Here is a 23110-nt window from a genome sequence, read left to right as displayed (position 1 = left end):
AACGATGGCTAAAAAACAGTTGCCAACGATTTTGGATACACGCGTTGAAGCCAAATCCAACCTATTCTGCATTGAATCGGTTGATTTGCGCTTTTCTAATGGTGTAGAACGTACCTACGAACGAATGAAGCCAAGCGGTCGTCATGCTGTCATGATGGTTCCTGTAACAGAGCAGGGCGATTTACTTTTGGTTCGTGAATATGCTGTTGGAACCGAAAGTTACGAGCTTGGTTTTCCAAAAGGATTGATTGATCCAGGAGAGACCCCGTTAGAAGCGGCAAATCGAGAACTAAAAGAAGAAATTGGTTTTGGTGCAAAAACACTGACGCCATTAAAAGAAATCGTATTAGCGCCTTCCTATTTCTCAAGCAAAATGACATTAATTCTGGCTCAAGATTTATATCCAGAGCGATTAGAAGGTGATGAGCCTGAACCTTTAGATGTGGTTCGTTGGCCTTTAGCTCAGGCATCAGAGTTATTACATCATCTCGATTTTTCAGAGGCAAGATGCATTACCGCACTATTACTTGCTCAACAATTTTTAGCTAAGGAGTAATATTGATGGATTCTACACTTTCTCACCTTATCCCTGAGGTGATCAATATTGCACGTGCATCGGGTCAACTTATTCTCGATATATACGAGAAAGGAGATTTCGAAGAGTTCATTAAGTCAGATGAAACTCCGGTGACCAGTGCTGATCTCGCCGCTCATAAATTAATTATCGAAAAACTTTCTCAACTAACACCAGAGATTCCTATTCTTTCTGAAGAAGATGCAGGAATATCTTTAGAGCAGCGTGCTCAATGGGAGCGTTATTGGTTAGTTGACCCTCTTGATGGTACGCAAGAGTTCATCGCTCGCAGTGGTGATTTTGCTACGATTATTGCTTTAGTTGAAAATAACCGTCCAGTAATGGGGGTTGTATATGGCCCAGTTTCTGGTGTGACGTACTACGCCTATGAAGGGAAAGGTGCGTGGAAAATTCCTGATATGGATGAAAGTGTTCGTATTAGCACGTTAAAGCATGAAGATGAAAAACAGCCAATTGCGATAGCGATCAGTCGACGTCAAGATATCAATAACATAACACGTTGTATGAGTTCTGATTGGAATTACGATTTGGTTCCATTAGGGTCAGCTGCACTTAAAGCCTGTTTGGTCGCAGAAGGTGCTGTGGATTGTTATTTACGATTAGGACCAACTGGCGAATGGGATACTGCTGCAACGCAGTGTATTGTTCAAGAAGCGGGAGGTCGCATCTTATCTACAGAGCTTGAACCGCTTTCTTATAATGAACGAGAGTCATTAGAAAACCCGAATTTTATTGTTCTCGGTGACGAAAATTTACCGTGGAATAACATTCTTACATGTAAATAATTAGACCAAATCTTGATAAATTGATTATTAAGATTGCTATAATTTGACTACGCTACTCGAAAATTATTTTTTTTCAGAGTACAATCCTTAATCATACTAAATTAGTCAGGTATTACTTGTGTCTTCAATCAATATTACTGAAAGTGCCCAAGAGCATTTTGCAAAACTTCTAGCACAGCAGCCAGAAGGGACAAACATCCGTGTATTCGTGGTTAATCCAGGTACTCAAAACGCAGAGTGTGGCGTATCTTACTGTCCACCAGAAGCAGTAGAAGCGAATGATACTGAGCTGAAGTTTGAAAAATTATCAGCATACGTTGATGAGTTAAGCCTGCCATTCCTTGAAGATGCTGACATTGATTATGTTACTGACAAGATGGGTTCTCAGCTTACTCTAAAAGCACCTAATGCGAAAATGCGTAAAGTAGCCGATGATGCACCATTATTTGAACGTGTTGAATACGCAATTCAAACTCAAGTTAACCCACAATTAGCTGGTCATGGTGGCCATGTTAGCCTGATGGAAATTAACGATGAAGGTGTTGCTATCGTTCAGTTCGGTGGTGGTTGTAATGGTTGTTCAATGGTTGATGTGACACTAAAAGAAGGCATCGAAAAAGAACTATTGGTTCAATTCGAAGGCGAATTAACAGCAGTTAAAGATTTAACTGAGCATGATCGTGGTGAGCACTCTTACTACTAATTGCTAGTTTAATCGCAATAAAGAAAAGGTGAGTAGCTACTCACCTTTTTTGTGTCTGCTATTTATGAGGAGGAAATTATTTACGCATTCGAGTAAATGTCTCGTTCCCCTAACCAACGTAAAATAATGGCTTTCGCATTTTTTGGATAGTTATCATGTAGGTGACGAGCAATGCGTTGTACTTCTGGTATTAGGTGTTGGTCTCGAACTAAATCAGCAATTTTAAAGTCAGCTAAACCTGTTTGCTTGGTTCCAAGTAATTCACCTGGCCCTCGAATTTCTAAATCACGTTGGGCAATCACAAAGCCATCATTACTCTCTCGTAAAACACTTAAGCGTTTTTGTGCGGTCTTTGATAATGGTGAGTGATATAAGAGTACACAGTGACTTGCAACAGAACCTCGACCCACACGCCCACGTAATTGGTGCAGTTGTGCTAACCCTAAGCGCTCAGGGTTCTCAATGATCATTAAACTTGAGTTAGGCACATCTACCCCCACTTCGATAACCGTAGTAGCCACTAACAAATGCAGATTTCCTTCTTTAAACTCCTGCATGATTTGCTGTTTTTCTTTTGGCTTCATTCTGCCGTGCACTAAACCAATGTTTAGTTCGGGTAGTTGTAGGCGTAACGCTTCTGCGGTGTCGGAAGCGGCTTGGGCTTCTAATACTTCTGAATCATCAATAAGAGTACAAACCCAGTAGGCTTGTCTACCGTCGTTCATACACGCACTACGAACTTTGTTTACTATCTCATCACGACGAGTATCTGGAACGGCTATCGTTTGAATCGGTGTTCTACCCGGAGGAAGCTCATCAATAACAGAGGTTTCTAAGTCAGCATAAGCCGTCATGGCTAACGTTCTTGGTATAGGTGTAGCAGTCATGATTAATTGATGTGGATAGGCTCCATTTTTTTGGCCTTTTTCACGCAGCTCTAAGCGTTGATCAACACCAAAACGATGTTGTTCATCAATAATAACCAGAGCAAGATGATGGAACTCTACATTTTGTTGAAACAGTGCGTGAGTACCCACTATCATTTTCGCTTCGCCACTGGCTATGCGCTCTAATTCTTTTTCTTTCGCTTTACCTATTAGTTTTCCTGCAAGCCAACCAACAGTAATTCCCATCGATTCAAACCAATGTGCAAAGTTAGCGGCGTGTTGTTCTGCTAGTAATTCCGTCGGAGCCATTAAAGCGACTTGATAACCGTGTTCGATAGCCTGTACCGCTGCTAATGCTGCAACTAAGGTTTTACCTGAACCTACATCACCTTGTACTAAGCGCATCATTGGGTGAGGTTTTGCTAAATCTTGTTCGATTTCAGCGACAACACGTTGTTGAGCGTTCGTTGGAGTAAAAGGAAGTTGTGCTAATAGTTTTTGCTTTAAATTAGTCAGTGTTGCTAAGGGTAATGCATCTTCTTGTTGTCCTTTACTACGAACAGACAACATAGATAAATTTTGAGCCAATAGCTCTTCCATAATTAAGCGTTGTTGAGCAGGGTGTTTGCCTTCATCAAATGCATCAAGATTTATCGATGGATCTGGACGATGAATAATATGAAGCGCTTGATTAAGGGTGATTTGGTTATTGTATAAACCTTGTGGTAAAAGCTCAGTAACTGCTGCTTTATCTAATAGCTCTAAGGCTTGGTCAGTTAAACTTCGTAATGTATTTTGACGTAATCCGTCCGTTGTTGGGTAGACAGGCGTTAAGCTTGCTTCAATTTCAAGTAGCTGGGATGGCACATGAAATTGATATTCAGGATGAACAATTTCTAAACCACTGCCTCCACGTTTAATTTCGCCATAAGCATGAACGAGTTTGCCTTCGCTAAAGCTGTTTTTCATGCCCGCATTAAAATTAAAAAAGCGTAGGGTAATAGTGCCGTTTCCATCACTGATTTTTACCAGTAACATTTTTCTTTTGCCAAATTGCATATCGCAAGACATGACTTTGCCTTGCACTGCGGCAAACAAACCAGAGTGAACACGTGCCATTGGATATACACGTGTTCGATCTTCATAGCGTAATGGAAGGTGGAAAAGTAAATCTTGAATGGAGACCAATCCTATTTTTTCGAGCTTTTCTGCGACTTTTGCTCCCACACCAGCAAGAGAGGTTAATGGAATGGCAGAAAGCATGGTATTGGTCATAAGTGGTTCCCTAGTATTTCTTTAATCTCGCTTTAAGGCAAAGTGATGAAATTTACGCCCTTGATAAGTCATTATACCTTTATCTCCTGGATTTAGAGCATGAAAATAATGGACGCCAACTTCAAATTCTCGTTTTGGTCCAAATCGCCCTTTTTGTACATAAATCCAAAATTCCTGATCTTCTTCTCCGGGTTGAGTGTCTGGGATTTCAACTATTTGCTTATCTAAAATAGTTACTTCGGCCGTCATCTCAGGGGCATTTTCTCCTAAGATATATTTGCTTTGGAAGCGTTTAAATAAAAATGCTGCAGCAAAAATAAAGATAAGTAACAAAATAATATAAGTAACAGGCATGATTTTCCTTAAACGTGCAAGTAAATACATAAGTTCATCATTATTCTACTCTTTATAGAAAGATAGATAAGGAGTATTTATCGAGTTTGTGCGGGTTTTCTAGTTATTTTATGTATCTTTTCTTTAGAAGTAGAAATCAAGAGACGAACTGAGATCTAGCTCGAACATTATCTTAAAATTATCCCCTATTATTTTACTGTGTACTAAAGATAATAATCTGAAGGATCAGAAAGAGAAACTCGCATTTGCATGGTATAAAGTAGAAAGAGATTTCAGAGTCAAAGATTAGGAGAGTGATATGTCTGATATTGATCTTGTTGTGAAGCAAAGTCGTAAAATTGAATCTTTATTAAAGACACATTATCACGCAGAAGGAAAAGGACTTCATCAGCTTATTAGTAGTTGTGAGGAGCGTCTTCCTCATGAAGTGATTAAGAAATTACGCTTTATTGCAACTATGCGAAACAAAGTCGTGCACGAAGAAGGGTATAAGTTAGAAGATAAATCCGCTTTCAAAGCTACGTGTAAAGAAATGAATGATATTTTGACCCCAAGAGCCAGTCGATTTTTATGGAAATTGGTGGGGGGGATCGTATTGATTGCTACCTTGATATCTTTAGCTATCTATATGATTCATTGGGAAAATATTAAGCATTTATTTTGAAAACTATATTTTAAGCATAAAAAAACGGACGCATTTGCGTCCGTTTTTTTATATGAACTTATTTGAATGTAGATTAGTACATCATTGGCAGAGTCATTAGTCCAACAACTACTGCGATCATCATAAGTCCTTGTTTTTGCGATGAAGTAATCATTACTATGCTCCTCTAATGTCATCTATCATTGCTTGACAAATAGAATAACACCGTTTTTGGTTATTGATCAAGCACTGATTGCTCTAAAGCTTAAAAAAATAACTTTTCCATGACAATAATGCCCGTTAGAGGCTCTGTTAAGGTGTATTTTTGTCTGTTGTTATTGTGGTTTTTTGTGTTTAACTTATGTTAACTTGCTTTAAGTTGTTGATTTTAATTGATTTAATTGGGTTTTTTATGGTTTGTTTATTAATCACCTATTTTAGTTGTGATTTTAGAGTTTAGATGCGATATCTTACTCTACTTTCAATTTTGCCTTTTTTATTGCTTCAATATGATCGGCTTTTAAGTGATTTTTATATCATTAGATAATAACGGACGTATTTTTCTAATAAAAAATCATATTACACTGGTTATAACTCACTTTGATATATATGAAAATTTAATATATAAGTTATTTAACTTGTTGTATTTTATCTGTTTTTTACTTTGTTTTTATGTTTTTTATCTTGTCGATAAAGTAGTCTTTTTTAATGTGGACTATGCTTTTAGTTGTTTTGGTTTGCTATTGCTTTCTATGAGCTATTTGTCGATAAAAATAGAAAGCGTAAAGCTTACTGTTTTTATCTGGTATGCTAAGACGGTCTTTAATAAATGATGAGAAAGTGAAATGAAACAAGATATTCATGGTCATGTTGTTTTAAATATTCTTATTGATTCTAAAGAGCCGCTACCACGCGCTCAATTGGAAGAGAAAATAGAGAGTGAATTTGGTTCTGAGGTTTGTTTTCATACTTGTAGCCAACAAGATTTAACGCTAGCTGAGTTGCTTGATTTTTTGCTATCTAAAAAGAAGATTGTCGCAACGGAAGAAGGGCTTACAGCAAACCCTGAGCGCATGTGTCACCATTAATTATATTGGTATAAATAAAAAGGTCGCATATAGCGACCTTTTTATTTGAAAGTGATGGTTTAGATTAAATATGGCTGAAGTAGCTCATGATGCCATCTAAGAACATCTGCACTGATATCATCAGTAGTAGCATACCCATTAAGCGTTCTATTGCTGCTAACCCTTTTTCACCAACCACGCGTTGGAATATTTCAGAAAACATTAAAATAACGGTTGTTGCTGACCACGCACCTAATAAAGCAAGGCTCCAATCAAGCATGCGATCTGGCTCTTGGTGAGCTAAAAGTAATAATGTAGCGAGAATAGAAGGACCAGCAATCATAGGGATAGCAAGTGGTACAATTAACGGTTCATCACCTGCCCCTAAACTTGCACCTAATCCCCCTCTGGTGGGAAAATCATTTTTAAGCCAATTAAGAATAAGATAATGGCACCTGAAATCGATACGGCTTCTTTTTTAAGGCTTAAGAAATTAAGGATTTGCTCCCCCATAAACAGAAATGCCATCATGATTGCCAGCGCAATAAGTAGCTCTCTGATTAAAATTATACGTCTACGCTTTTTTTCTACGTGTTTAAGAATGGCCGTAAATACAGGTAAATTGCCCATAGGGTCCATTATTAGAAAAAGCATGACAGCGGCAGAAAGCGTATCCATAAATGTGTACCAAGATTAAAGTTCAGAAGAATATCGGCAATGGTAGCATAGATACCCATTAAAAATGAGTTGAAGAGGTGGGGACGTAGTATAAAAAAAGGAGCTGAGCGCTCCTTTTAAAATAATCTATTTATAGTGGGTATTTTACATCATGTGTTTTTTTCTGATGTCTAATAAAGCAAATACACCAAAGATGAGTATTGACCATTTTTCCCAACGACTCATTGATATTTTATCGCCAAAAGCACCAATAAAGATAAGCATCTGCAAACCATGCATCATAAATAAAAATGCAGTCATGATGTAAAGAGCAATGGCGGCTTTACCTGGGAATGGCATAAAGAAATTTAAAATTAAAATAAACCACACAAAGGCAATGGCAGCTTTAGCAAGAATGATCAATCCTTTCATCTATTCCTCTCTTTCATATAATTTGAAGGTAACTTGTCCTGCTGTTTTATCTTTGCTTAGATGCCAATGTGCAGGAACCGGTAATGAGTTTAATTCTTTTTCTGCTTCAATGTATATCATAGCGTTTGCTGCTAACCATCCATTATTTTCTAATTTTGTTAAGGTTTCTTCTAATAAATCTTTTCTGAATGGAGGGTCAATAAAAACAACATCAAATGGAGTTGCAGCTTGATTTAAAAACGTTAATGCATCGGTATGATGAATTTCGATATTATCTGCTTTTAAACTCTCTGCATTTTGTTTAAGTTGTGCATGAGCTTGTTTATTTAATTCAAGCATTACGACGTGTTCAGCACCACGAGAAGCGGCTTCAAAACCTAAACCGCCGCTGCCAGAAAAAAGATCCAAACAACGAGCTCGAGGAATATCAGGTGCTAACCAGTTAAAAACAGTCTCTTTTACACGGTCCGTGGTTGGTCGTAATCCTTCTGCATCATGTACTGGAAGTTTGCGTCCGCGCCAGCGTCCACTGATAATACGAATGCTTCCTGAGCGACCATTTGTGCCAGAAGTGCGAGGTGAGTGTTGTTTACGTTTAACCATAGATTTTTTGACCGCTCAGAAAGTGATAGTATACGAGAAAATTGTACCAATTTAATTCTAGGATTTCCCAATGACAGGCAAAAAGAAACGCGGATTATTGTCTTGGTTAGGTTTTGGTGATGAAGAAAAAGCCGAACAACCAGCAGTAGAACAACAATCAGTAGAAGAAAATGCAGAAACGCTTTCTCAGGCTCCATCTAAAGATGATAGTGCCGTAGAGAGTGTAGTGGAAGATGCAGAGCTTGAACAGCCTAAAGAAAGTGAGAAAGTAACGGTACAAGCTGAAGAAGCGACAGAAGCGGAAGACGTTGTTACTGAGAAAGAACCTGAAGCGGAATTAGAGGCTGAGCCTGTAATTAAAGTGGAAGAAGTTCAAGAAAAACCAACAGAAAGTTTCTTTGCTCGTTTAAAGCGTAGTTTACAACGCACAAAAGAGAATATTGGTGCAGGATTCTTTGGTTTATTTAGCGGTAAAAAAATTGATGATGAGCTGTTTGAAGAGCTTGAAGAACAGTTATTAATTGCCGATGTGGGAATGGACACGACAGTTAGAATTATCGATAGTCTAACTGAAAAAGCAAGTAAGCAAGATCTTAAAGATGGTGAAGCATTATATGGTTTACTAAAAGAAGAAATGGCTGAAATCTTAGCTAAAGTTGAACAACCATTAGAAATTAACGAAAAAAATATGCCACACGTGATTTTAATGGTTGGCGTAAATGGTGTTGGTAAAACAACAACGATCGGTAAGTTAGCAAAACAATTCCAAAATGAAGGTAAGTCAGTCATGTTGGCGGCGGGCGATACGTTCCGTGCAGCGGCTGTTGAGCAACTTCAGGTTTGGGGTCAGCGTAATGATGTTCCTGTTATTGCTCAACATACTGGTGCAGACAGTGCATCCGTTATTTACGATGCAATTGAAGCTGCACGAGCACGTAAAGTTGACGTTGTTATTGCCGATACTGCAGGTCGTCTCCAAAATAAGAGTAACTTAATGGAGGAATTGCGTAAAATTGTTCGTGTAATGAAGAAAATTGACCCATCAGCGCCGCATGAGATCATGTTAACTTTAGATGCAGGTACGGGTCAAAATGCTATTAGCCAAGCTAAATTGTTCAGTGATGTTGCTCCAGTAACTGGAATTACATTAACGAAATTGGACGGTACAGCAAAAGGTGGTGTTATTTTCTCTATTGCGGATCAATTCCAAATTCCAATCCGTTTTATCGGTGTCGGTGAAGGCATTGATGATTTACGTCCATTTGTGGCGCAAGATTTTATTGAAGCATTATTTAGTCGTGAGGAATAGCGCGTGATTCGATTTCAGCAAGTGTCGAAAGCCTATCGAGGTGGTCGTCCAGCATTACAAAAAGTAAATTTTCATTTAAATAGAGGTGAAATGGCTTTTTTGAGTGGTCATTCAGGGGCTGGTAAAAGTACGTTGTTGAAACTGATCTGTGCAATTGAACGTCCAAGTGATGGCAAGATCTTATTTAATGGTCATGATATTACAAAAATTTCGAATCAAGATATTCCATTCTTACGTCGTAATATCGGTATCGTTTTTCAAGATCATAAATTACTGATGAATCGTACTGTTTTCGATAATGTTGCATTACCAATGCGTGTTGAATCAGTACGAGAAAATGATATTAAGCGCCGAGTCTCGGCGGCATTAGATAAAACTGGGTTATTAGATAAAGCAAAAAGTTACCCTATGCAATTGTCAGGTGGTGAACAACAACGTGTGGGTATTGCTCGTGCGGTTGTAAATAAACCTATGTTGCTATTGGCTGATGAACCGACAGGTAACTTAGATCCTCAGTTATCTCGTCAGGTGTTTAATCTTTTTGCTGAGTTTAATCGTGTGGGAGTAAGCGTATTAATGGCTTCACATGATTTATCATTAATTGGTGGTAATAAATACCGTCGTTTTGATTTACACCAAGGGTGTTTACGCGAGGTAGCTGATCATGGCTAAGCGTAAACCTAAAAATACTCAAGGCGCATCAAATGATGGATTCTGGGCGACTCATAAGAAACAAGCCAAGCTTTCTTTTCAAGAGCTGTTACGTCGTCCTTTAGGTAATATGCTGACATTAGCGGTGATTGCTATGTCATTAACCTTACCTTCAAGTATGTACTTAATTGGTAAAAACTTAACGATTGTCGCTTCAAAATGGCAAGCGCCTTCGCAAGTCAGTTTGTATTTGCAACAAGACGTTGCAGAAACAAAAGTTCAAACGTTGAAAAGTGAGCTAGAACGCTGGAAGGAAATCGAGGCTGTTCAGTACATCTCTCCACAAGAGGGGTTAAAAGAGCTGAGTGAGCATTCAGGTTTTGAGCAAGCACTAACACTATTAGATAGCAATCCGTTACCCGCAGTGTTAATTGTTTCACCGAAAACAGAGTGGCAAGGTACAGAACAAGTAAACCAGCTAGTTAATCGTTTAAAGCAGCAATCTTATGTAAACGAAGTTCGTTTGGATGATGATTGGTTAGCTCGATTGGATGCAATTAAACACGTAGCGGTTGTGGTCGCAACGACATTGGCTATTTTAATGTTTGTTGCTGTCTTTTTGATTGTTGGTAATACATTACGTTTTAATGTATTAGAGCAAAAAGATGAAATTCAGGTAATGAAATTAGTTGGTGCAACCAATACTTTTATTTTACGTCCTTACTTGTATACAGGTATGTGGTTTGGTCTATTAGGTGGCTTTGTTGCTTGGTTATTAACTGCAATTATTACGGTTACCTTAAATGGCGCAGTAGATAATGTGGCGGTACTTTACGATAGCATTTTCCGTTTAGTCGGTTTAACGTGGGATGAGAGTTTGCTATTGCTTATGTTATCGTCTTTCTTAGGTTTGCTAGCGGCTCGAATTTCAGTATTGCGTCATTTAAAAGAAATTGAACCGGTATAAAACAAAACGCTCCTTGTTTTAAATAAGATCTTAAGCCGCTAATTGATTGAATTAGCGGCTTTTTTGTTTTTGTTTTGTTAAAAACTGAACTTACTTAACAGAAATTAGTCAATAAAGTGTGGATAATTTTCCGCCTTTCACTTGCAGTCTGTTTACTTTAAGTACATTATTGCAAGGTTAAGTTAAGTAATACCAAGATATAAATGGGGATTTGAATGTCGAAAGAAATGTATTCAATGGCTGTCGTTTCACAAGATAGTATCGATAGCTATCTACGATCTGTTAATAGTTACCCAATGTTAACTGTGGCAGAGGAACGTGAGCTAGCGGAGCGTTTACACTACAAAGAAGAAATAGAGGCAGCGAAAGAGCTGATCCTATCTCATCTTCGTTTCGTCGTGCATGTTGCCCGTGGTTATTCTGGTTACGGCCTACCTTTAGCGGATCTTATTCAAGAAGGTAACGTAGGCTTAATGAAAGCAGTAAAACGTTTTAACCCTGAAGTGGGTGTACGTTTGGTCTCTTTTGCTGTGCACTGGATCAAAGCTGAAATTCATGAATACGTATTAAGAAACTGGCGTATCGTGAAAGTAGCAACAACCAAAGCGCAACGTAAATTGTTTTTTAATTTAAGAAAGAATAAAAAACGTTTAGGTTGGTTTAACAACGGTGAAGTTGAAGCCGTTGCAAAAGATCTTGGTGTTGCACCTTCTGAAGTTCGAGAGATGGAAGCAAGACTTGCAGCTCAAGACTCAACGTTTGAAGCTCCAGCTGAAGATGATGATCGTGATATGGCGTTTACGGCACCAGTTTACTATTTAGAAGATAAGCAATCTGATGTTGCTTACTCTCTAGAAGAAGACAACTGGGAAGATTATACAAATAATCGTTTAGCAAATGCGATTGCGACGCTAGATGAACGTAGCCAACATATTGTTCAATCTCGTTGGTTAGCGGATGAGAAAGCGACACTGCAAGAGTTAGCAGATACTTATCAAGTATCGGCGGAGCGAATTCGTCAACTTGAGAAGAATGCGATGAAAAAATTGAAGGACGCCGTTGGTGATGTTCTTTAATTAAGATAAGAATTTTAAAAAAGGCTGAACTTGAAAGAGTTCAGCTTTTTTTATACCTGAAGTAATCGAACGACTGATTAATCGGATTGATATCATTAATGTATTGATATGATCAAGAGTTTGATTAATTCGATGGATTATAATAAAAATATCTTGTGTATAAGTGGGGAGTTATCTGTTTAGATCTTAATTAAATCCAGTAAAACCTAGATAACACGATAGCTTAGCAACAGAATTTATATCCACACTTTAAAAAGGATCTTTACTACATATAGTGGATCGCTTTTTCATAAACTACTTTATCAACGTAATTCACAGCTTTCTCCACAGGTGGGTAAAAATTAAACAGTCAAAAATAGTCTAAAAAAATGTGTGGATAATAACTATGTGGATAACTTTGTTTAACCCTTACGTACTCTGTGTTTTTCTTGTGGTTAATCGAGGGTACAATAAATAAAAAACAGAGAGAAAGGCTCATAATGGATCAGTTTCAACATATATCAGTAGTAGACGCTCAAGAAAAATTACAACAGCAAGATCTTAATGTTGTATTGGTAGATATTAGGGATCCACAATCCTTCATTAGAGGGCATGTAGAAAATGCATTTCATTTAACTAATGACACGATCGTTGAGTTAATGAATGAGATTGATTTTGAACAACCGGTTTTGGTTATGTGCTATCACGGACATAGTAGCCAAGGTGCAGCTCAGTATTTAGTGAATCAAGGCTATGAAGAAGTTTATAGTGTTGATGGTGGATTTGAAGGTTGGCATAAAGCAGGGTTACCTGTGGAGAAATAAAAGCGTATGCAAAGATTAATCGCATTATCAAACCCTAGAGCAGGACAAGCATTCATTGATTATATGGCATCAAGACATATCGATATCAGAATGATGCCAGAAGGGATGGACAGTTTGCTTTATGGGTTGTTTCTGATGATGCTTATTTACTGGAAGTCGAATCAGAATTACAGGCATTTTTACGTAACCCTAATGATGTTAAATACCAATCAGCATCATGGGATATGGCGGATACACGAACAGCAAAGTTTGCATATGGTTCGCCTAATCTCATGAAAATGATCAAAGCTAAAGCTGGGATCTTTACGTTGTCGATAATGCTTGTGTGTATTGTGATTTTTGCTTTGCAACAATTAGGGTGGAATAACTCGATTTTCCAAGCGTTACACTTTCCTGCCTATCAAGGACAGAGTGTTGAAGTATGGCGCTGGTTCTCACATGCATTGCTGCACTTTTCTGCGACACATATAATTTTTAATTTATTGTGGTGGTGGCAGCTAGGCGGGGATATTGAATTACGATTAGGTCGAACTAAGTTAGTACAGCTGTTTTTATTTTCTGCGCTGTTTTCTGGTTTAGGTCAGTTCTGGGTTGAAGGTGCTAACTTTGGTGGGCTATCTGGTGTGGTGTATGCATTACTCGGTTACTCTTGGTTTATTGGCTGGTTAGCGCCAGAGAAAGGTATTTCCGTATCTAAACCAATAGTTGGTTTTATGCTTGTTTGGCTAATTTTAGGTTATGTACAACCTTTTATGGCAATTGCAAATACAGCGCATTTAGCAGGCTTAATCACCGGATGTGTAATTGCTGGATTGATAGTCGCTTTAGAAAATCTTCATTGAGTTAAAAAAAATGAGCGAGGTAATGATTACCTCGCTCATTTTATATTGACGTAGATAAATAAAAATATCTAACGTAAAAATAGTTATTGATAAATGTATTTGGTAAACAGTAAATCAACGGCTAACGTTTTTCCTGTTTCTGCAAGCAACAACTCATTAATTGCAGTTAAACATTCTTTTCTTATTTCTTCACGACCCGCCAGGGATTTAATTCTTTGTTCTGGTTGTTGTCCTAACACTTCAACTAATGCGTTTCGGATCTGTGGATTATGACGCTCTAATTGCGGTAAATCTCGATTATCTGCAACAAGAATATCTACTCGAATTTGGATGTAACCTAGTTTTTTTCCTGTTGTCACAAAATTCGTTGTTAAATCTGGAGCCAGTGTAAAGTAGCCCATTTGAGGTGCGACTTCTTCTTCTGCGTGGATTGCAGGGGAGAATATTTGGCTAATAATCAGCAGTAACCCTGCAAATAATGATTTCTTTGTCATTTTCTAATCCATTCATCAGTCAATTTATTTTATTACTTGATACAATAGTCGGCAGTTGTGAGAAAAAATTAACTACAATCTTTCAATATAAAGCAATATATGTGAAAGATGTTATAGAGAATATGTCAGATATCAATTCTTGGTGTGCTTCTGTACTAAAAAGAGTGCAGTGGCAAGAGGCCGATACATTTGAGTGTAGTAATGACCTGCAGCGTTATTGGTTGCTAGGATTAGATTCACTATCACGTCGTTTAGAGCAGCATTGCAATGTGTTATCGGTATCGGTATTGGATAATACCCATGTGAATCCAGATAAATTAACCGTAGAAGAGGAAGCTCTTCTTAGCGGAGAAGTGTGTTTGCGTCGAAAAGTCATCTTAAAAGGTGATCAGCAATCGTGGGTTTATGGTAGAACATTAATTCCGTTATCATCATTGCAAGATCAGCCGCATGATTTAACTCGTCAAGGTCATACTCCTTTAGGAATTACTGTATTTAGTGCTCAAAGTGCACATAGAGATAAATTACAAGTAGGAACAATAATGACAGAAAGAGGAGAGTTGTTTGCTCGTCGTTCTCGATTATGGATGAATAATAAACCTATGCTAGTTGCAGAGTTATTTTTACCAGAAGCACCCATTTATTCAAAGGAAGTGGAATCATGAACATGTCAAAAGCAGAGGCGTTTTGGCAATTGACCCGAATGAATCGTCCAATTGGTTCTCTATTGCTTTTATGGCCAACATTGTGGGCTTTATTTTTAGCAGCCGATGGATTGCCTGATTGGCACGTACTTATTGTATTTGTATTAGGTGTGGTTTTTATGCGCTCTGCGGGGTGCGTGATTAATGATTTTGCGGACCGTAAAGTGGATGGTCATGTAAAACGAACGGCTAATCGTCCATTGCCTTCTGGACTTATCTCTTCAAAAGAAGCGTTGTCTCTTTTTGTTGTTTTGGTTGTGTGTTCTTTTCTTCTTGTTTTAACCATGAACACCTTAACGATTATGCTATCTGGTATCGGCATTGTTCTTGCCATTGCTTACCCTTTTATGAAACGAGTGACGTATCTCCCTCAGTTTGTACTTGGACTAGCATTTAGCTGGGCAATTCCAATGGCATACGCAGCAGAATCAAATCAGGTACCACCTGAAGCGTGGTTACTGTTTGTGATTAATGCATTGTGGACGATCGCCTACGATACACAGTATGCAATGGTGGACAGAGATGATGATGTAAAGATTGGTATTAAATCAACAGCCATTTTGTTTGGACGCTATGATAAAACGATTATCGGTTTATTGCAGTTATCGGTATTGGCATTATTGATCGTATTAGGCTCTCAATTAGCGCTTTCTGGTATTTATTATTGGGGAATATTAGCGGCTGCTGGATTTTTTGTGTATCAGCAATGGTTAATAAAAGGACGTGAAAGGGAAGCTTGCTTTAAAGCGTTTTTAAATAATAACTATGTCGGTGGACTGATTTTTATTGCTATCAGTGCAAGCGTTTTAATTTAACGTATTGTTTTAAAAGAAAAGCCAGTATGACTAATATCATACTGGCTTTTTTTGTATTTAAAGAAAGGGACGTTAAATTAGTCTTCTTTTGTCATTACTGCATGAATCGTTAGCTTAATTTCAGGAGTAAGAAGATGTGCGATATCTTGCGATAACGGTTCAACTTTACTTAACACTGCTGCGCCATCTTCATCAAGGTATCCTTCTGTTTTTAGAGTATTAAACAGAATGCAGAATACACCTTTATCAAAGAACTCAGGTGCGTTGATACCATGTAGACGACTTAAACGCTGAGCCATGATTTGGCTTTGCTCTTCTAATTCATCTTTGCCCAAATCTGGTGATGCTTGAAGATGCGTTAGTGCGATTGCGTAGCGCTGTAGAGTTTCTGAAATGGTATGAGCAAGTAAATGCAATTTGCGAATGTTTGCATTACACAGTTGCAGTGTATCACCATCACGTAAAATCAGATTTTGTTGAACTAATTCATCAATATGATTATTTACTATAGAGGTCAATTCTTCCTCTTTGTAATGTAAGAACAATTCCGCTTTTAGGAAAGGATAAATTAATTTTATCTGGTCCTGAATTTGTTCTACGGTAATCGTGTCATGGTGAACGACGAGTTTTGCAATCAATGATGGTAGTGCAAATAGATGGATAATGTTATTTCGATAGTAAGTCATCAGTAGAGACTGATTACGATCTAATGAAACAATCTCACCTAGCGTATCTTTCTCAATAACAAACTTATCCAGCTTAATGGCATGTTCTAGTAAAGCGTCAGCATCTTCACTTGGAACAGTTGCCGTTGCTGAGTATGGAACATTACGTAGAATTTGCAGGTAACAATCTAATTGTTCTGTTAAGTCTTCTTTACTTAGTGCTCGTTGGTTTGCAGCAAGTAAAGCGGTTGCACATAGTGTTAATGCGTTAGCTGCCGCTGCATCATTAATATGTGTCATCATCTTATTAGCGATGCCGTTTACGACAGGTGTCATCCATTCTGGTTTCTGTGGTTCAATCGGGTTGATTGATTCAGACCAATTTGGAGCATGTTCATTTAAGTAATGGTTTAATGAGATAGGCTCACCAAAGTTAACGTAACCTTGTCCGAAGTTACGTAGTTTGCGTAGTGTACGTAATACCTGACCTGCATTTTCTTTTTCTTTACGTTTACCACGCAGCTCTTTTGCGTAAGTGGTTACTTCCATTACGTGTTCATACCCAATATAAACAGGTACTAAGGTAACTGGGCGGTTTAAGCCACGTAGCATTGCTTGTACCGTCATTGCTAACATACCTGTTTTCGCTTGTAATAAACGACCGGTACGTGAACGTCCACCTTCACTGAAGTATTCAACTGAGTATCCTTTTGCAAAAAGCTCAGCTAAATATTCACGGAAAATGGTTGAGTACAGGCGATTACCTTTAAAGCTACGACGAATAAAGAAAGCACCACCGCGACGGAAAATAGGACCCGCAGGGAAGAAGTTTAAGTTAATGCCAGCAGCAATATGTGGTGGAACTAAACCTTCATGATATAAAACATAAGAAAGGAGTAGGTAATCCATGTGACTACGATGACAAGGAACATAAACAATCTCATGACCTTCTTGTGCTAATTTACGCACAGTAGAAGCGTTATTGATGTTTAATCCCTGATATAAACGGTTCCATAACCACTTCAGAATACGGTTACCATTTTTAATTAGAGAATAAGAGAAGTTGGTAGCGATTTCTTCCATGATACCCATGGCTTCTTTACGCACTTTCTCTACATCGACATTTCGGCTTTTTGCTTCTTCTAAAATGACTTTCTCAATCGCTTGTGATTTTAATAAGCGATTAAATAGCGCTTGGCGATTCGGTAGGTTAGGACCTGATGCCGCTAATTTTTGGCGAGAAAAGTGTATTTTTGCAACACGCGCTAATTTATGTGCAATGGCTTCATCAGAGCCGTGGTTATCAGCCATGTAACGTAAAGATACTACTGGGCTAATACGAACGGTTGAGTCTCGTCCTGCTTTTATTAACGTGACAAATTTTTGAGGTCCGTTAAGTGGCATTAAGTGAGGTTTACTTGTTCCTTCTTTACCTGGCTTTCTTCCCCATAAAATAGAGGTAGGGATCAGTTGGAAATCAGCGTCTGGATTATCAGCATGGTGCTTTAATACAATCTTAAATAGGTCTAACGACTCTTGTGGAAGATCGTCATCAGTATCGAACATTTTTGGTCCGATAGAAGTAAATACATAGCGTGGATATTTTACACCTTCAATCTCGATAGGAGATAGAGGGTCAGGCAAACCAAGTTCTAGGGCACTTTTTTGTAGTGTAAGTAAATCCACATGTGAACGAAATGGTAGTGCGTAAATAATTGGGCGCTCAAGATCAATTTTTAAATCTTCAATAGGATTCGATGGAATCGAGCTACTCTTCACCATTACCGATAGTGGTAACTTTAGTAAAGAATGATAAATAGTGTGTCCTGTAGACATAATGACAATAACGCCTTAGTTATGTACCGAGCAGTCGGCCGTATAATAGATGCTTACAATTTCAGGCAAGAATAGCAGAACTGGTCAAACCTTTTAATAGGGATGAACAGAATATCCGCAATTGTATGAGTCATATGACAGAAAAGTAAGCGATTTTGTCTTATTTTTAATCAATAGGTCTTTCAAAGCATAGCACAGCTGTATATACTCACAGTGAACTGTATAAACAGACAGGTGATTTATGAAGCCGCTAACGGCAAGACAGCAAGAAGTCTTTGATCTTATCAAAGCAAAAATTGATGATACTGGCATGCCACCAACACGTGCAGAAATTGCTCGTGAGTTGGGATTTCGTTCAGCGAATGCGGCGGAAGAGCACTTAAAGGCATTAGCTCGTAAGCAGGTGATAGAAATTATTCCTGGTGCATCTCGTGGAATACGTATTCTACTGCAAGATGCAGATCATCATGATGAAGAACTGGGTGTTCCACTCATTGGTCAAGTTGCAGCAGGGGAGCCGATTCTTGCTCAAGAGCATGTTGAGAGCCACTATAAAGTTGATCCTGGAATGTTTAAGCCACAAGCTGATTTCTTATTACGCGTGAACGGCGAAAGCATGAAAGACATTGGAATTATGGATGGTGATTTACTTGCGGTTCATAAAACTCAAGACGTTCGCGATGGTCAAGTCGTTGTTGCTCGTGTTGATGATGATGTAACGGTAAAACGCTTAGAGCGTAAAGGCTCTATGGTATTTCTTCATGCCGAAAATGAAGAATTTTCACCAATTGAAGTGGATTTAACTTCTCAAAGTTTAAGTATTGAAGGTCTTGCTGTTGGTGTGATCAGAAGTACAACTTGGATGTAATTACAATCTAATCATCTAGATTGACACTATATAATCATCATTATCGCTTGTTTAGCTGAAATAAATCTTTACAAGTGGTAATGATAGTTATTATCATTTGGTCCTATTCACTAAGGATGATGATAATGACGAACCTCGGCCATAAAATTCCTTCACGTTTATTACAACCTCTTTGGTTAAGAAGCCGTGAAAGTATGATCGACAATGGGCTCATTTATGACCCTATTGCTGCAGCGGCTTGTCAGCGCTGTCACCTTTCTGCTGAATGTCTCTCTGGAGATATAGACCAAAAACAGCTTCTTCACGCAACTTTGACGGTTCAGTGTGATCAACAAGTTTCTAAATTTCTAAAATCAAATCCATCAGGCTGGGTTGTTAATGTTGGCGCAGGCTTAGATACACGTTTTTATCGTTTAGATAATGGACGTTGTCATTGGCTTGAGCTTGATATTAATGAAAATTTGCTTTGGCGCCAAAAACTCTTCCATACCAATGAGCGATATTATTTACGTTGCGGCTCTGTTGGTGACGATCACTGGATTGATGAGCTTCCTGTGCCTAATAATGTGCCTGTCATGATTGTGTGTGAGCAAGCTTTGTTAGATTGCACTAAAACTCAACTATCTAAATTTATCCAACTGCTTGGCCGTCGTTTTAATCATGCAGAAGCGTTATTCGTTGTTGCAGGGGATCGCTGCAATACCATGATAGGCAAAAAGCTTGGTAGTGTTGAATACCAACATGGTTTATATCAACCTAAACATGATTTTACTGGATGGTTACCATGGATTGAAAATCTATCCGTTACTTCACCGATAGAGCATAACTGTACTCGTTGGAAGGCATGGCAGCGTTGGTTGGTTAAGTTCCCATTATTTAAGCACCGGGTTACTCCTTTGCTGATCCATATGAATTGGTAATAGCAAAACAAGCTTTAATACCAATTGTTCTATTTAATGACATGAGTATGAATTGAATGGTGTAAGGGTTTAGGATCGAAAGAAAGTAAGCAATAATGCAGTTACTTTTTTCTCTCGGTACTCCTTATGTGGCATTCATTAAGAAACCTTTCATTACATCGGCAAGTGCTAGCATTAGCTATACCAATGGTGTTATCAAATATCACCATTCCTTTATTAGGATTAATTGATGCTGCAGTTATTGGGCATTTAGAACATGCATGGTATTTAGGTGGTGTAGCGGTGGGCGGCACGATGATCAGCGTAACATTCTGGTTATTGGGTTTTCTTCGCATGGCAACAACAGGATTAACAGCTCAAGCTTATGGTGCAGAAAATAAAAATGCGCTGAGCCAGACGTTTTCTCAAGGCATTTTTCTTGCTCTGTGCTTCTCTTTTATTTTACTGCTTTTTCATCAGCCACTTTCTCAGATCATTTTTTCATTCAGTGACGCCTCTGCTGAAGTGAAGCACTATGCCGAGCAATATTTTTCTATTCGTATATGGAGTGCACCTGCCGCATTGAGTAATTTGGTTATCATGGGCTGGCTACTTGGAACGCAAAATGCTCGTTATCCTATGTGGCTGGTTATCATAACCAATAGCATTAATATTATTCTCGATCTTTTATTTGTGGTTGGCTTTCATTGGAAAGTTGAAGGTGCAGCACTTGCTTCCGTTATTGCCGATTATTCTTCATTAGTAATCGGTTTGTGGTTTGTCTTAAAACAGAGTAATAAGCTCGTGTTACCTAGCTTTATTATGTCGCTATCTGATTTATTATCGGGTTTTAAGCGTCTCTTGAATTTAAATCGAGATATATTCTTACGTTCTCTGTGCTTACAAGCTTGCTTTACTTTTATGACGTTTCAAGGAGCATCATTAGGTGTAGATATTGTTGCTGCAAATGCAGTATTAATGAGCTTCTTAATGATGATTTCTTATGGTATGGATGGGTTTGCTTATGCAATGGAGGCAATGGTAGGAAAGGCGATTGGAGCAAAAAGTAGAACTCAGCTAGCGGATTCTCTTATTGGTACGACTTTTTGGAGTTTAGTGATAAGTAGCTTACTCAGTTTGGTATTTGGTGTATTTGGTTATCAGTTAATCGCAATGATATCTTCAATTGAAGATGTGCAAAAAACAGCGTTGATTTATTTGCCTTGGTTAATTGCCATGCCATTGGTATCAATGTGGTGTTTCTTGTTGGATGGTATTTTTGTTGGAGCAACCAAAGGCTCTGAGATGAGAAATTCCATGTTTATCGCCATGATAACCTTCTTCTCTGTTTGGTGGTTAATGCAAGATAACGGAAATCATGCGCTTTGGGCGGCTATGATTTCATTTATGGCAATGCGGGGGTTGAGTTTGGCTGTGACATTCTATTATCAATGGAAAAAAGCAATTTTCCTATCATAGGCCAAATGCGTTACCTAATTGATCGCTATACAAAAAAAGGGCTGCAGCATACAGCCCTTTTTAATAATTAGAATAATCGATTTAGACCATTGAGAGCGGCTACTCGATAAGCTTCAGCCATTGTAGGGTAGTTAAATGTAGTATTAACAAAATACTCAATAGTGTTGGCTTCGCCTTTTTGCTCCATAATGGCTTGACCGATATGAATGATTTCAGCCGCACGTTCACCAAAGCAATGAATGCCCAATATTTCTTTGGTTTCACGGTGGAATAATATTTTTAGACTACCGATATCTTTACCAGCAATTTGTGCTCGTGCTAAATGTTTAAATGATGAGCGGCCAACCTCGTAAGGTACTTTTGCTGCGGTAAGTTCTTGCTCTGTTTTTCCTACAGAGCTAATTTCTGGAATGGTGTAAATTCCAGTAGGAATATGATCAATGAGCCTAGCTTCTGCTTTTCCTTTGGTAATGGCTTGAGCGGTAAATCGCCCTTGGTCATAAGCTGCACTGGCTAAGCTTGGGTACCCAATCACATCACCAACCGCATAAATGTGCTCGACGTCTGTTTGGTAATTATCATTTACTTTTAATTGACCACGAGAATCAGCTTCAAGACCAACCGCTGAAAGGTTTAGCTTGTCCGTATTACCTGTTCGTCCATTTGCAAAAAGTATGCAATCGGCTTTCATTTTTTTGCCTGATTCTAAATGCATGATTACACCGTCATCATTTGCTTCGATGTGCTCAAAATTTTCATCATTGCGAGTGACGATACCACTGTTCCAAAAATGGTAGGAAAGCGCATCTGACATTTCATTATCTAAAAAGGAAAGTAGGCGATCTCGAGTATTAACTAAATCAACCTTTACACCTAACCCTCGAAAAATAGAAGCGTATTCACTTCCAATGACACCTGCACCGTAAATAATGATATGACGAGGATCGTGTTTAAGAGATAAGATAGAGTCGCTGTCATAAACACGACTATGGTTAAAATTAATGCCTTCAGGACGATATGGACGAGAGCCTGTAGCAATAATAAATTTATCTGCTGTGTAGGTTTCAATGGAGCCATCTTTTGTTGTAACAGCAACGGTATTTTTTTCTACGAAACTCGCTTCTCCAAAGATGAGTGAGCATTGGTTGCGATCGTAGAACCCTTGTCTCATACGAGTTTGCTTATCTATTACACTTTTCGCATGACCTAAAATATCCGAAAAAGTAGAATGAAGACTGGTATTATTCTTACAGTAAAGAGGGTTTGAGTTAAACTCGATAATACGGCTAACGGCATGACGAAGTGCTTTCGATGGAATGGTTCCCCAGTGTGTACAACCGCCACCGACACTTGGTTCTCTTTCAATAATTGCGACATTTAAGTTGGCTTTAGTTAGACCCATTGCAGCCCCTTCACCCCCTGGGCCACTACCAATTACAATGGCATCAAAATGGGTTGAACGTATTGGGGTTGAATTAGTCATTATTAGCGCCTTAATTATTATCAATATCGCAACATTGCTAACAAAGTATTTTAACCTTTTCATTCGTTTGGTAAATCAAGTGATTAAGATAGAGTGGAGAGGATCACGTTGTTTATGGAAATCTGTCGTATTAGTGATTTCATTATTTACATAGGTAAGTAGAAATCGATAATGTGGGTTGGCGGAAGTTTGTGATACCCATTTAATTAAATCACGCA

General features: G+C 38.3%; 22 protein-coding genes and 2 pseudogenes. 16 read left to right on the top strand and 8 right to left on the bottom strand.

Annotated elements, in window-relative coordinates; all coding sequences use genetic code 11:
* The first annotated feature begins 4 nt into the window (after positions 1–4).
* The 3 genes from nudE to nfuA all read left to right on the top strand — a co-directional run bounded on the left by nudE (position 5) and on the right by nfuA (position 2083).
* Positions 5–556: an ADP compounds hydrolase NudE gene (nudE, locus tag AAFX60_013330; protein ID XDF77574.1), complete on the top strand. Its 552-nt coding sequence runs from the start codon at positions 5–7 to the stop codon at positions 554–556.
* Between the two features lie 5 nt (positions 557–561).
* Positions 562–1380, top strand: a complete 819-nt coding sequence (cysQ, locus tag AAFX60_013325) for a 3'(2'),5'-bisphosphate nucleotidase CysQ (protein ID XDF77573.1) — start codon at positions 562–564, stop codon at positions 1378–1380.
* A 118-nt stretch (positions 1381–1498) separates the two neighbouring features.
* On the top strand, positions 1499–2083 hold the full coding sequence (gene nfuA / locus AAFX60_013320; protein XDF77572.1) for a Fe-S biogenesis protein NfuA: 585 nt from the start codon (positions 1499–1501) through the stop codon (positions 2081–2083).
* 80 nt (positions 2084–2163) lie between these two features.
* On the opposite strand, the gene recG is transcribed toward nfuA, so the two are convergent.
* A complete protein-coding gene (recG, locus tag AAFX60_013315; GenBank protein XDF77571.1) occupies positions 2164–4245 on the bottom strand; it encodes an ATP-dependent DNA helicase RecG in 2082 nt (693 codons plus the stop codon).
* A 21-nt stretch (positions 4246–4266) separates the two neighbouring features.
* Complete coding sequence (locus AAFX60_013310) at positions 4267–4599, bottom strand: DUF2500 domain-containing protein (protein XDF78952.1); 333 nt, start codon at positions 4597–4599, stop codon at positions 4267–4269.
* A 298-nt stretch (positions 4600–4897) separates the two neighbouring features.
* On the opposite strand from AAFX60_013310, the gene AAFX60_013305 reads away from it, so the two are divergent.
* Positions 4898–5263 (top strand): DUF4145 domain-containing protein, encoded by a 366-nt coding sequence (locus AAFX60_013305; protein ID XDF77570.1) that lies wholly within the window; start codon positions 4898–4900, stop codon positions 5261–5263.
* A gap of 824 nt (positions 5264–6087) precedes the next feature.
* Positions 6088–6330 (top strand): YecH family metal-binding protein, encoded by a 243-nt coding sequence (locus tag AAFX60_013300; protein XDF77569.1) that lies wholly within the window; start codon positions 6088–6090, stop codon positions 6328–6330.
* A gap of 64 nt (positions 6331–6394) precedes the next feature.
* Here the strand turns inward: AAFX60_013300 and AAFX60_013295 are convergent.
* The 3 genes and pseudogenes from AAFX60_013295 to rsmD all read right to left on the bottom strand — a co-directional run bounded on the left by AAFX60_013295 (position 6395) and on the right by rsmD (position 8001).
* Positions 6395–6987, bottom strand: a pseudogene (locus AAFX60_013295) (YhgN family NAAT transporter).
* Between the two features lie 144 nt (positions 6988–7131).
* Complete coding sequence (locus AAFX60_013290) at positions 7132–7398, bottom strand: DUF1145 domain-containing protein (protein ID XDF77568.1); 267 nt, start codon at positions 7396–7398, stop codon at positions 7132–7134.
* Positions 7399–8001: a 16S rRNA (guanine(966)-N(2))-methyltransferase RsmD gene (rsmD, locus tag AAFX60_013285; protein ID XDF77567.1), complete on the bottom strand. Its 603-nt coding sequence runs from the start codon at positions 7999–8001 to the stop codon at positions 7399–7401.
* Between the two features lie 70 nt (positions 8002–8071).
* Here rsmD and ftsY point away from each other — a divergent pair, with 70 nt between their 5' ends.
* The 6 genes and pseudogenes from ftsY to glpG all read left to right on the top strand — a co-directional run bounded on the left by ftsY (position 8072) and on the right by glpG (position 13654).
* Positions 8072–9310 (top strand): signal recognition particle-docking protein FtsY, encoded by a 1239-nt coding sequence (gene ftsY, locus AAFX60_013280; protein XDF77566.1) that lies wholly within the window; start codon positions 8072–8074, stop codon positions 9308–9310.
* A 3-nt stretch (positions 9311–9313) separates the two neighbouring features.
* Positions 9314–9982, top strand: a complete 669-nt coding sequence (gene ftsE, locus AAFX60_013275; protein XDF77565.1) for a cell division ATP-binding protein FtsE — start codon at positions 9314–9316, stop codon at positions 9980–9982.
* Positions 9975–10928 carry a permease-like cell division protein FtsX gene (gene ftsX, locus AAFX60_013270; protein ID XDF77564.1) on the top strand — a complete coding sequence of 318 codons (954 nt, stop codon included), beginning with the start codon at positions 9975–9977 and terminating at the stop codon, positions 10926–10928. The genes ftsE and ftsX overlap by 8 nt, the downstream gene beginning before the upstream one ends.
* Before the next feature lie 215 nt (positions 10929–11143).
* On the top strand, positions 11144–12004 hold the full coding sequence (gene rpoH / locus AAFX60_013265) for an RNA polymerase sigma factor RpoH (GenBank protein XDF77563.1): 861 nt from the start codon (positions 11144–11146) through the stop codon (positions 12002–12004).
* 479 nt (positions 12005–12483) lie between these two features.
* Positions 12484–12807, top strand: coding sequence for a thiosulfate sulfurtransferase GlpE (gene glpE / locus AAFX60_013260; protein XDF77562.1), 324 nt, complete (start codon positions 12484–12486; stop codon positions 12805–12807).
* Positions 12808–12813: 6 nt separating this feature from the next.
* Positions 12814–13654 (top strand): annotated as a pseudogene (gene glpG / locus AAFX60_013255) (rhomboid family intramembrane serine protease GlpG).
* 78 nt (positions 13655–13732) lie between these two features.
* On the opposite strand, the gene AAFX60_013250 reads toward glpG, so the two are convergent.
* Positions 13733–14143 (bottom strand): flagellar basal body-associated protein FliL, encoded by a 411-nt coding sequence (locus AAFX60_013250; protein ID XDF77561.1) that lies wholly within the window; start codon positions 14141–14143, stop codon positions 13733–13735.
* A 122-nt stretch (positions 14144–14265) separates the two neighbouring features.
* On the opposite strand from AAFX60_013250, the gene AAFX60_013245 reads away from it, so the two are divergent.
* Positions 14266–14808 carry a chorismate lyase gene (locus AAFX60_013245; GenBank protein ID XDF77560.1) on the top strand — a complete coding sequence of 181 codons (543 nt, stop codon included), beginning with the start codon at positions 14266–14268 and terminating at the stop codon, positions 14806–14808.
* Positions 14805–15662 (top strand): 4-hydroxybenzoate octaprenyltransferase, encoded by an 858-nt coding sequence (ubiA, locus tag AAFX60_013240; GenBank protein XDF77559.1) that lies wholly within the window; start codon positions 14805–14807, stop codon positions 15660–15662. Before AAFX60_013245 ends, ubiA begins: the two co-directional genes overlap by 4 nt.
* Positions 15663–15739: 77 nt before the next feature.
* Here ubiA and plsB read toward each other — a convergent pair whose 3' ends face one another.
* A complete protein-coding gene (gene plsB, locus AAFX60_013235; protein ID XDF77558.1) occupies positions 15740–18163 on the bottom strand; it encodes a glycerol-3-phosphate 1-O-acyltransferase PlsB in 2424 nt (807 codons plus the stop codon).
* A gap of 241 nt (positions 18164–18404) precedes the next feature.
* Between plsB and lexA the strand changes: the two genes are divergently transcribed.
* The 3 genes from lexA (at position 18405) to dinF (ending at position 21409) form a co-directional block, all read left to right on the top strand.
* A complete protein-coding gene (lexA, locus tag AAFX60_013230; protein XDF77557.1) occupies positions 18405–19031 on the top strand; it encodes a transcriptional repressor LexA in 627 nt (208 codons plus the stop codon).
* Positions 19032–19156: 125 nt separating this feature from the next.
* Positions 19157–19951: a class I SAM-dependent methyltransferase gene (locus AAFX60_013225; protein XDF77556.1), complete on the top strand. Its 795-nt coding sequence runs from the start codon at positions 19157–19159 to the stop codon at positions 19949–19951.
* Between the two features lie 126 nt (positions 19952–20077).
* Positions 20078–21409 (top strand): MATE family efflux transporter DinF, encoded by a 1332-nt coding sequence (gene dinF / locus AAFX60_013220; GenBank protein XDF77555.1) that lies wholly within the window; start codon positions 20078–20080, stop codon positions 21407–21409.
* Positions 21410–21476: 67 nt separating this feature from the next.
* Here the strand turns inward: dinF and sthA are convergent, their stop codons facing one another.
* A complete protein-coding gene (gene sthA, locus AAFX60_013215) occupies positions 21477–22892 on the bottom strand; it encodes a Si-specific NAD(P)(+) transhydrogenase (protein XDF77554.1) in 1416 nt (471 codons plus the stop codon).
* Positions 22893–23110: the final 218 nt, after the last annotated feature.

The sequence above is a fragment of the Aliivibrio fischeri genome, from assembly GCA_038993745.2.
GTDB classification, from domain to species: Bacteria; Pseudomonadota; Gammaproteobacteria; order Enterobacterales; family Vibrionaceae; genus Aliivibrio; species Aliivibrio fischeri_B.
This window is presented reverse-complemented; position numbering and strand designations above follow the sequence as displayed.

Coding starts and splice junctions, on each gene's coding strand:
- lexA (XDF77557.1), top strand. CDS start 18,405: ATGAAGCCGCTAACGGCAAGACAGCAAGAAGTCTTTGATCTTATCAAA.
- ubiA (XDF77559.1), top strand. CDS start 14,805: ATGAACATGTCAAAAGCAGAGGCGTTTTGGCAATTGACCCGAATGAAT.
- recG (XDF77571.1), bottom strand. CDS start 4,245: ATGACCAATACCATGCTTTCTGCCATTCCATTAACCTCTCTTGCTGGT.
- AAFX60_013290 (XDF77568.1), bottom strand. CDS start 7,398: ATGAAAGGATTGATCATTCTTGCTAAAGCTGCCATTGCCTTTGTGTGG.
- ftsY (XDF77566.1), top strand. CDS start 8,072: ATGACAGGCAAAAAGAAACGCGGATTATTGTCTTGGTTAGGTTTTGGT.
- ftsX (XDF77564.1), top strand. CDS start 9,975: ATGGCTAAGCGTAAACCTAAAAATACTCAAGGCGCATCAAATGATGGA.
- cysQ (XDF77573.1), top strand. CDS start 562: ATGGATTCTACACTTTCTCACCTTATCCCTGAGGTGATCAATATTGCA.
- dinF (XDF77555.1), top strand. CDS start 20,078: ATGTGGCATTCATTAAGAAACCTTTCATTACATCGGCAAGTGCTAGCA.
- rpoH (XDF77563.1), top strand. CDS start 11,144: ATGTCGAAAGAAATGTATTCAATGGCTGTCGTTTCACAAGATAGTATC.
- AAFX60_013245 (XDF77560.1), top strand. CDS start 14,266: ATGTCAGATATCAATTCTTGGTGTGCTTCTGTACTAAAAAGAGTGCAG.
- AAFX60_013250 (XDF77561.1), bottom strand. CDS start 14,143: ATGACAAAGAAATCATTATTTGCAGGGTTACTGCTGATTATTAGCCAA.
- AAFX60_013225 (XDF77556.1), top strand. CDS start 19,157: ATGACGAACCTCGGCCATAAAATTCCTTCACGTTTATTACAACCTCTT.
- glpE (XDF77562.1), top strand. CDS start 12,484: ATGGATCAGTTTCAACATATATCAGTAGTAGACGCTCAAGAAAAATTA.
- AAFX60_013310 (XDF78952.1), bottom strand. CDS start 4,599: ATGCCTGTTACTTATATTATTTTGTTACTTATCTTTATTTTTGCTGCA.
- nudE (XDF77574.1), top strand. CDS start 5: ATGGCTAAAAAACAGTTGCCAACGATTTTGGATACACGCGTTGAAGCC.
- plsB (XDF77558.1), bottom strand. CDS start 18,163: ATGTCTACAGGACACACTATTTATCATTCTTTACTAAAGTTACCACTA.
- sthA (XDF77554.1), bottom strand. CDS start 22,892: ATGACTAATTCAACCCCAATACGTTCAACCCATTTTGATGCCATTGTA.
- AAFX60_013305 (XDF77570.1), top strand. CDS start 4,898: ATGTCTGATATTGATCTTGTTGTGAAGCAAAGTCGTAAAATTGAATCT.
- AAFX60_013300 (XDF77569.1), top strand. CDS start 6,088: ATGAAACAAGATATTCATGGTCATGTTGTTTTAAATATTCTTATTGAT.
- rsmD (XDF77567.1), bottom strand. CDS start 8,001: ATGGTTAAACGTAAACAACACTCACCTCGCACTTCTGGCACAAATGGT.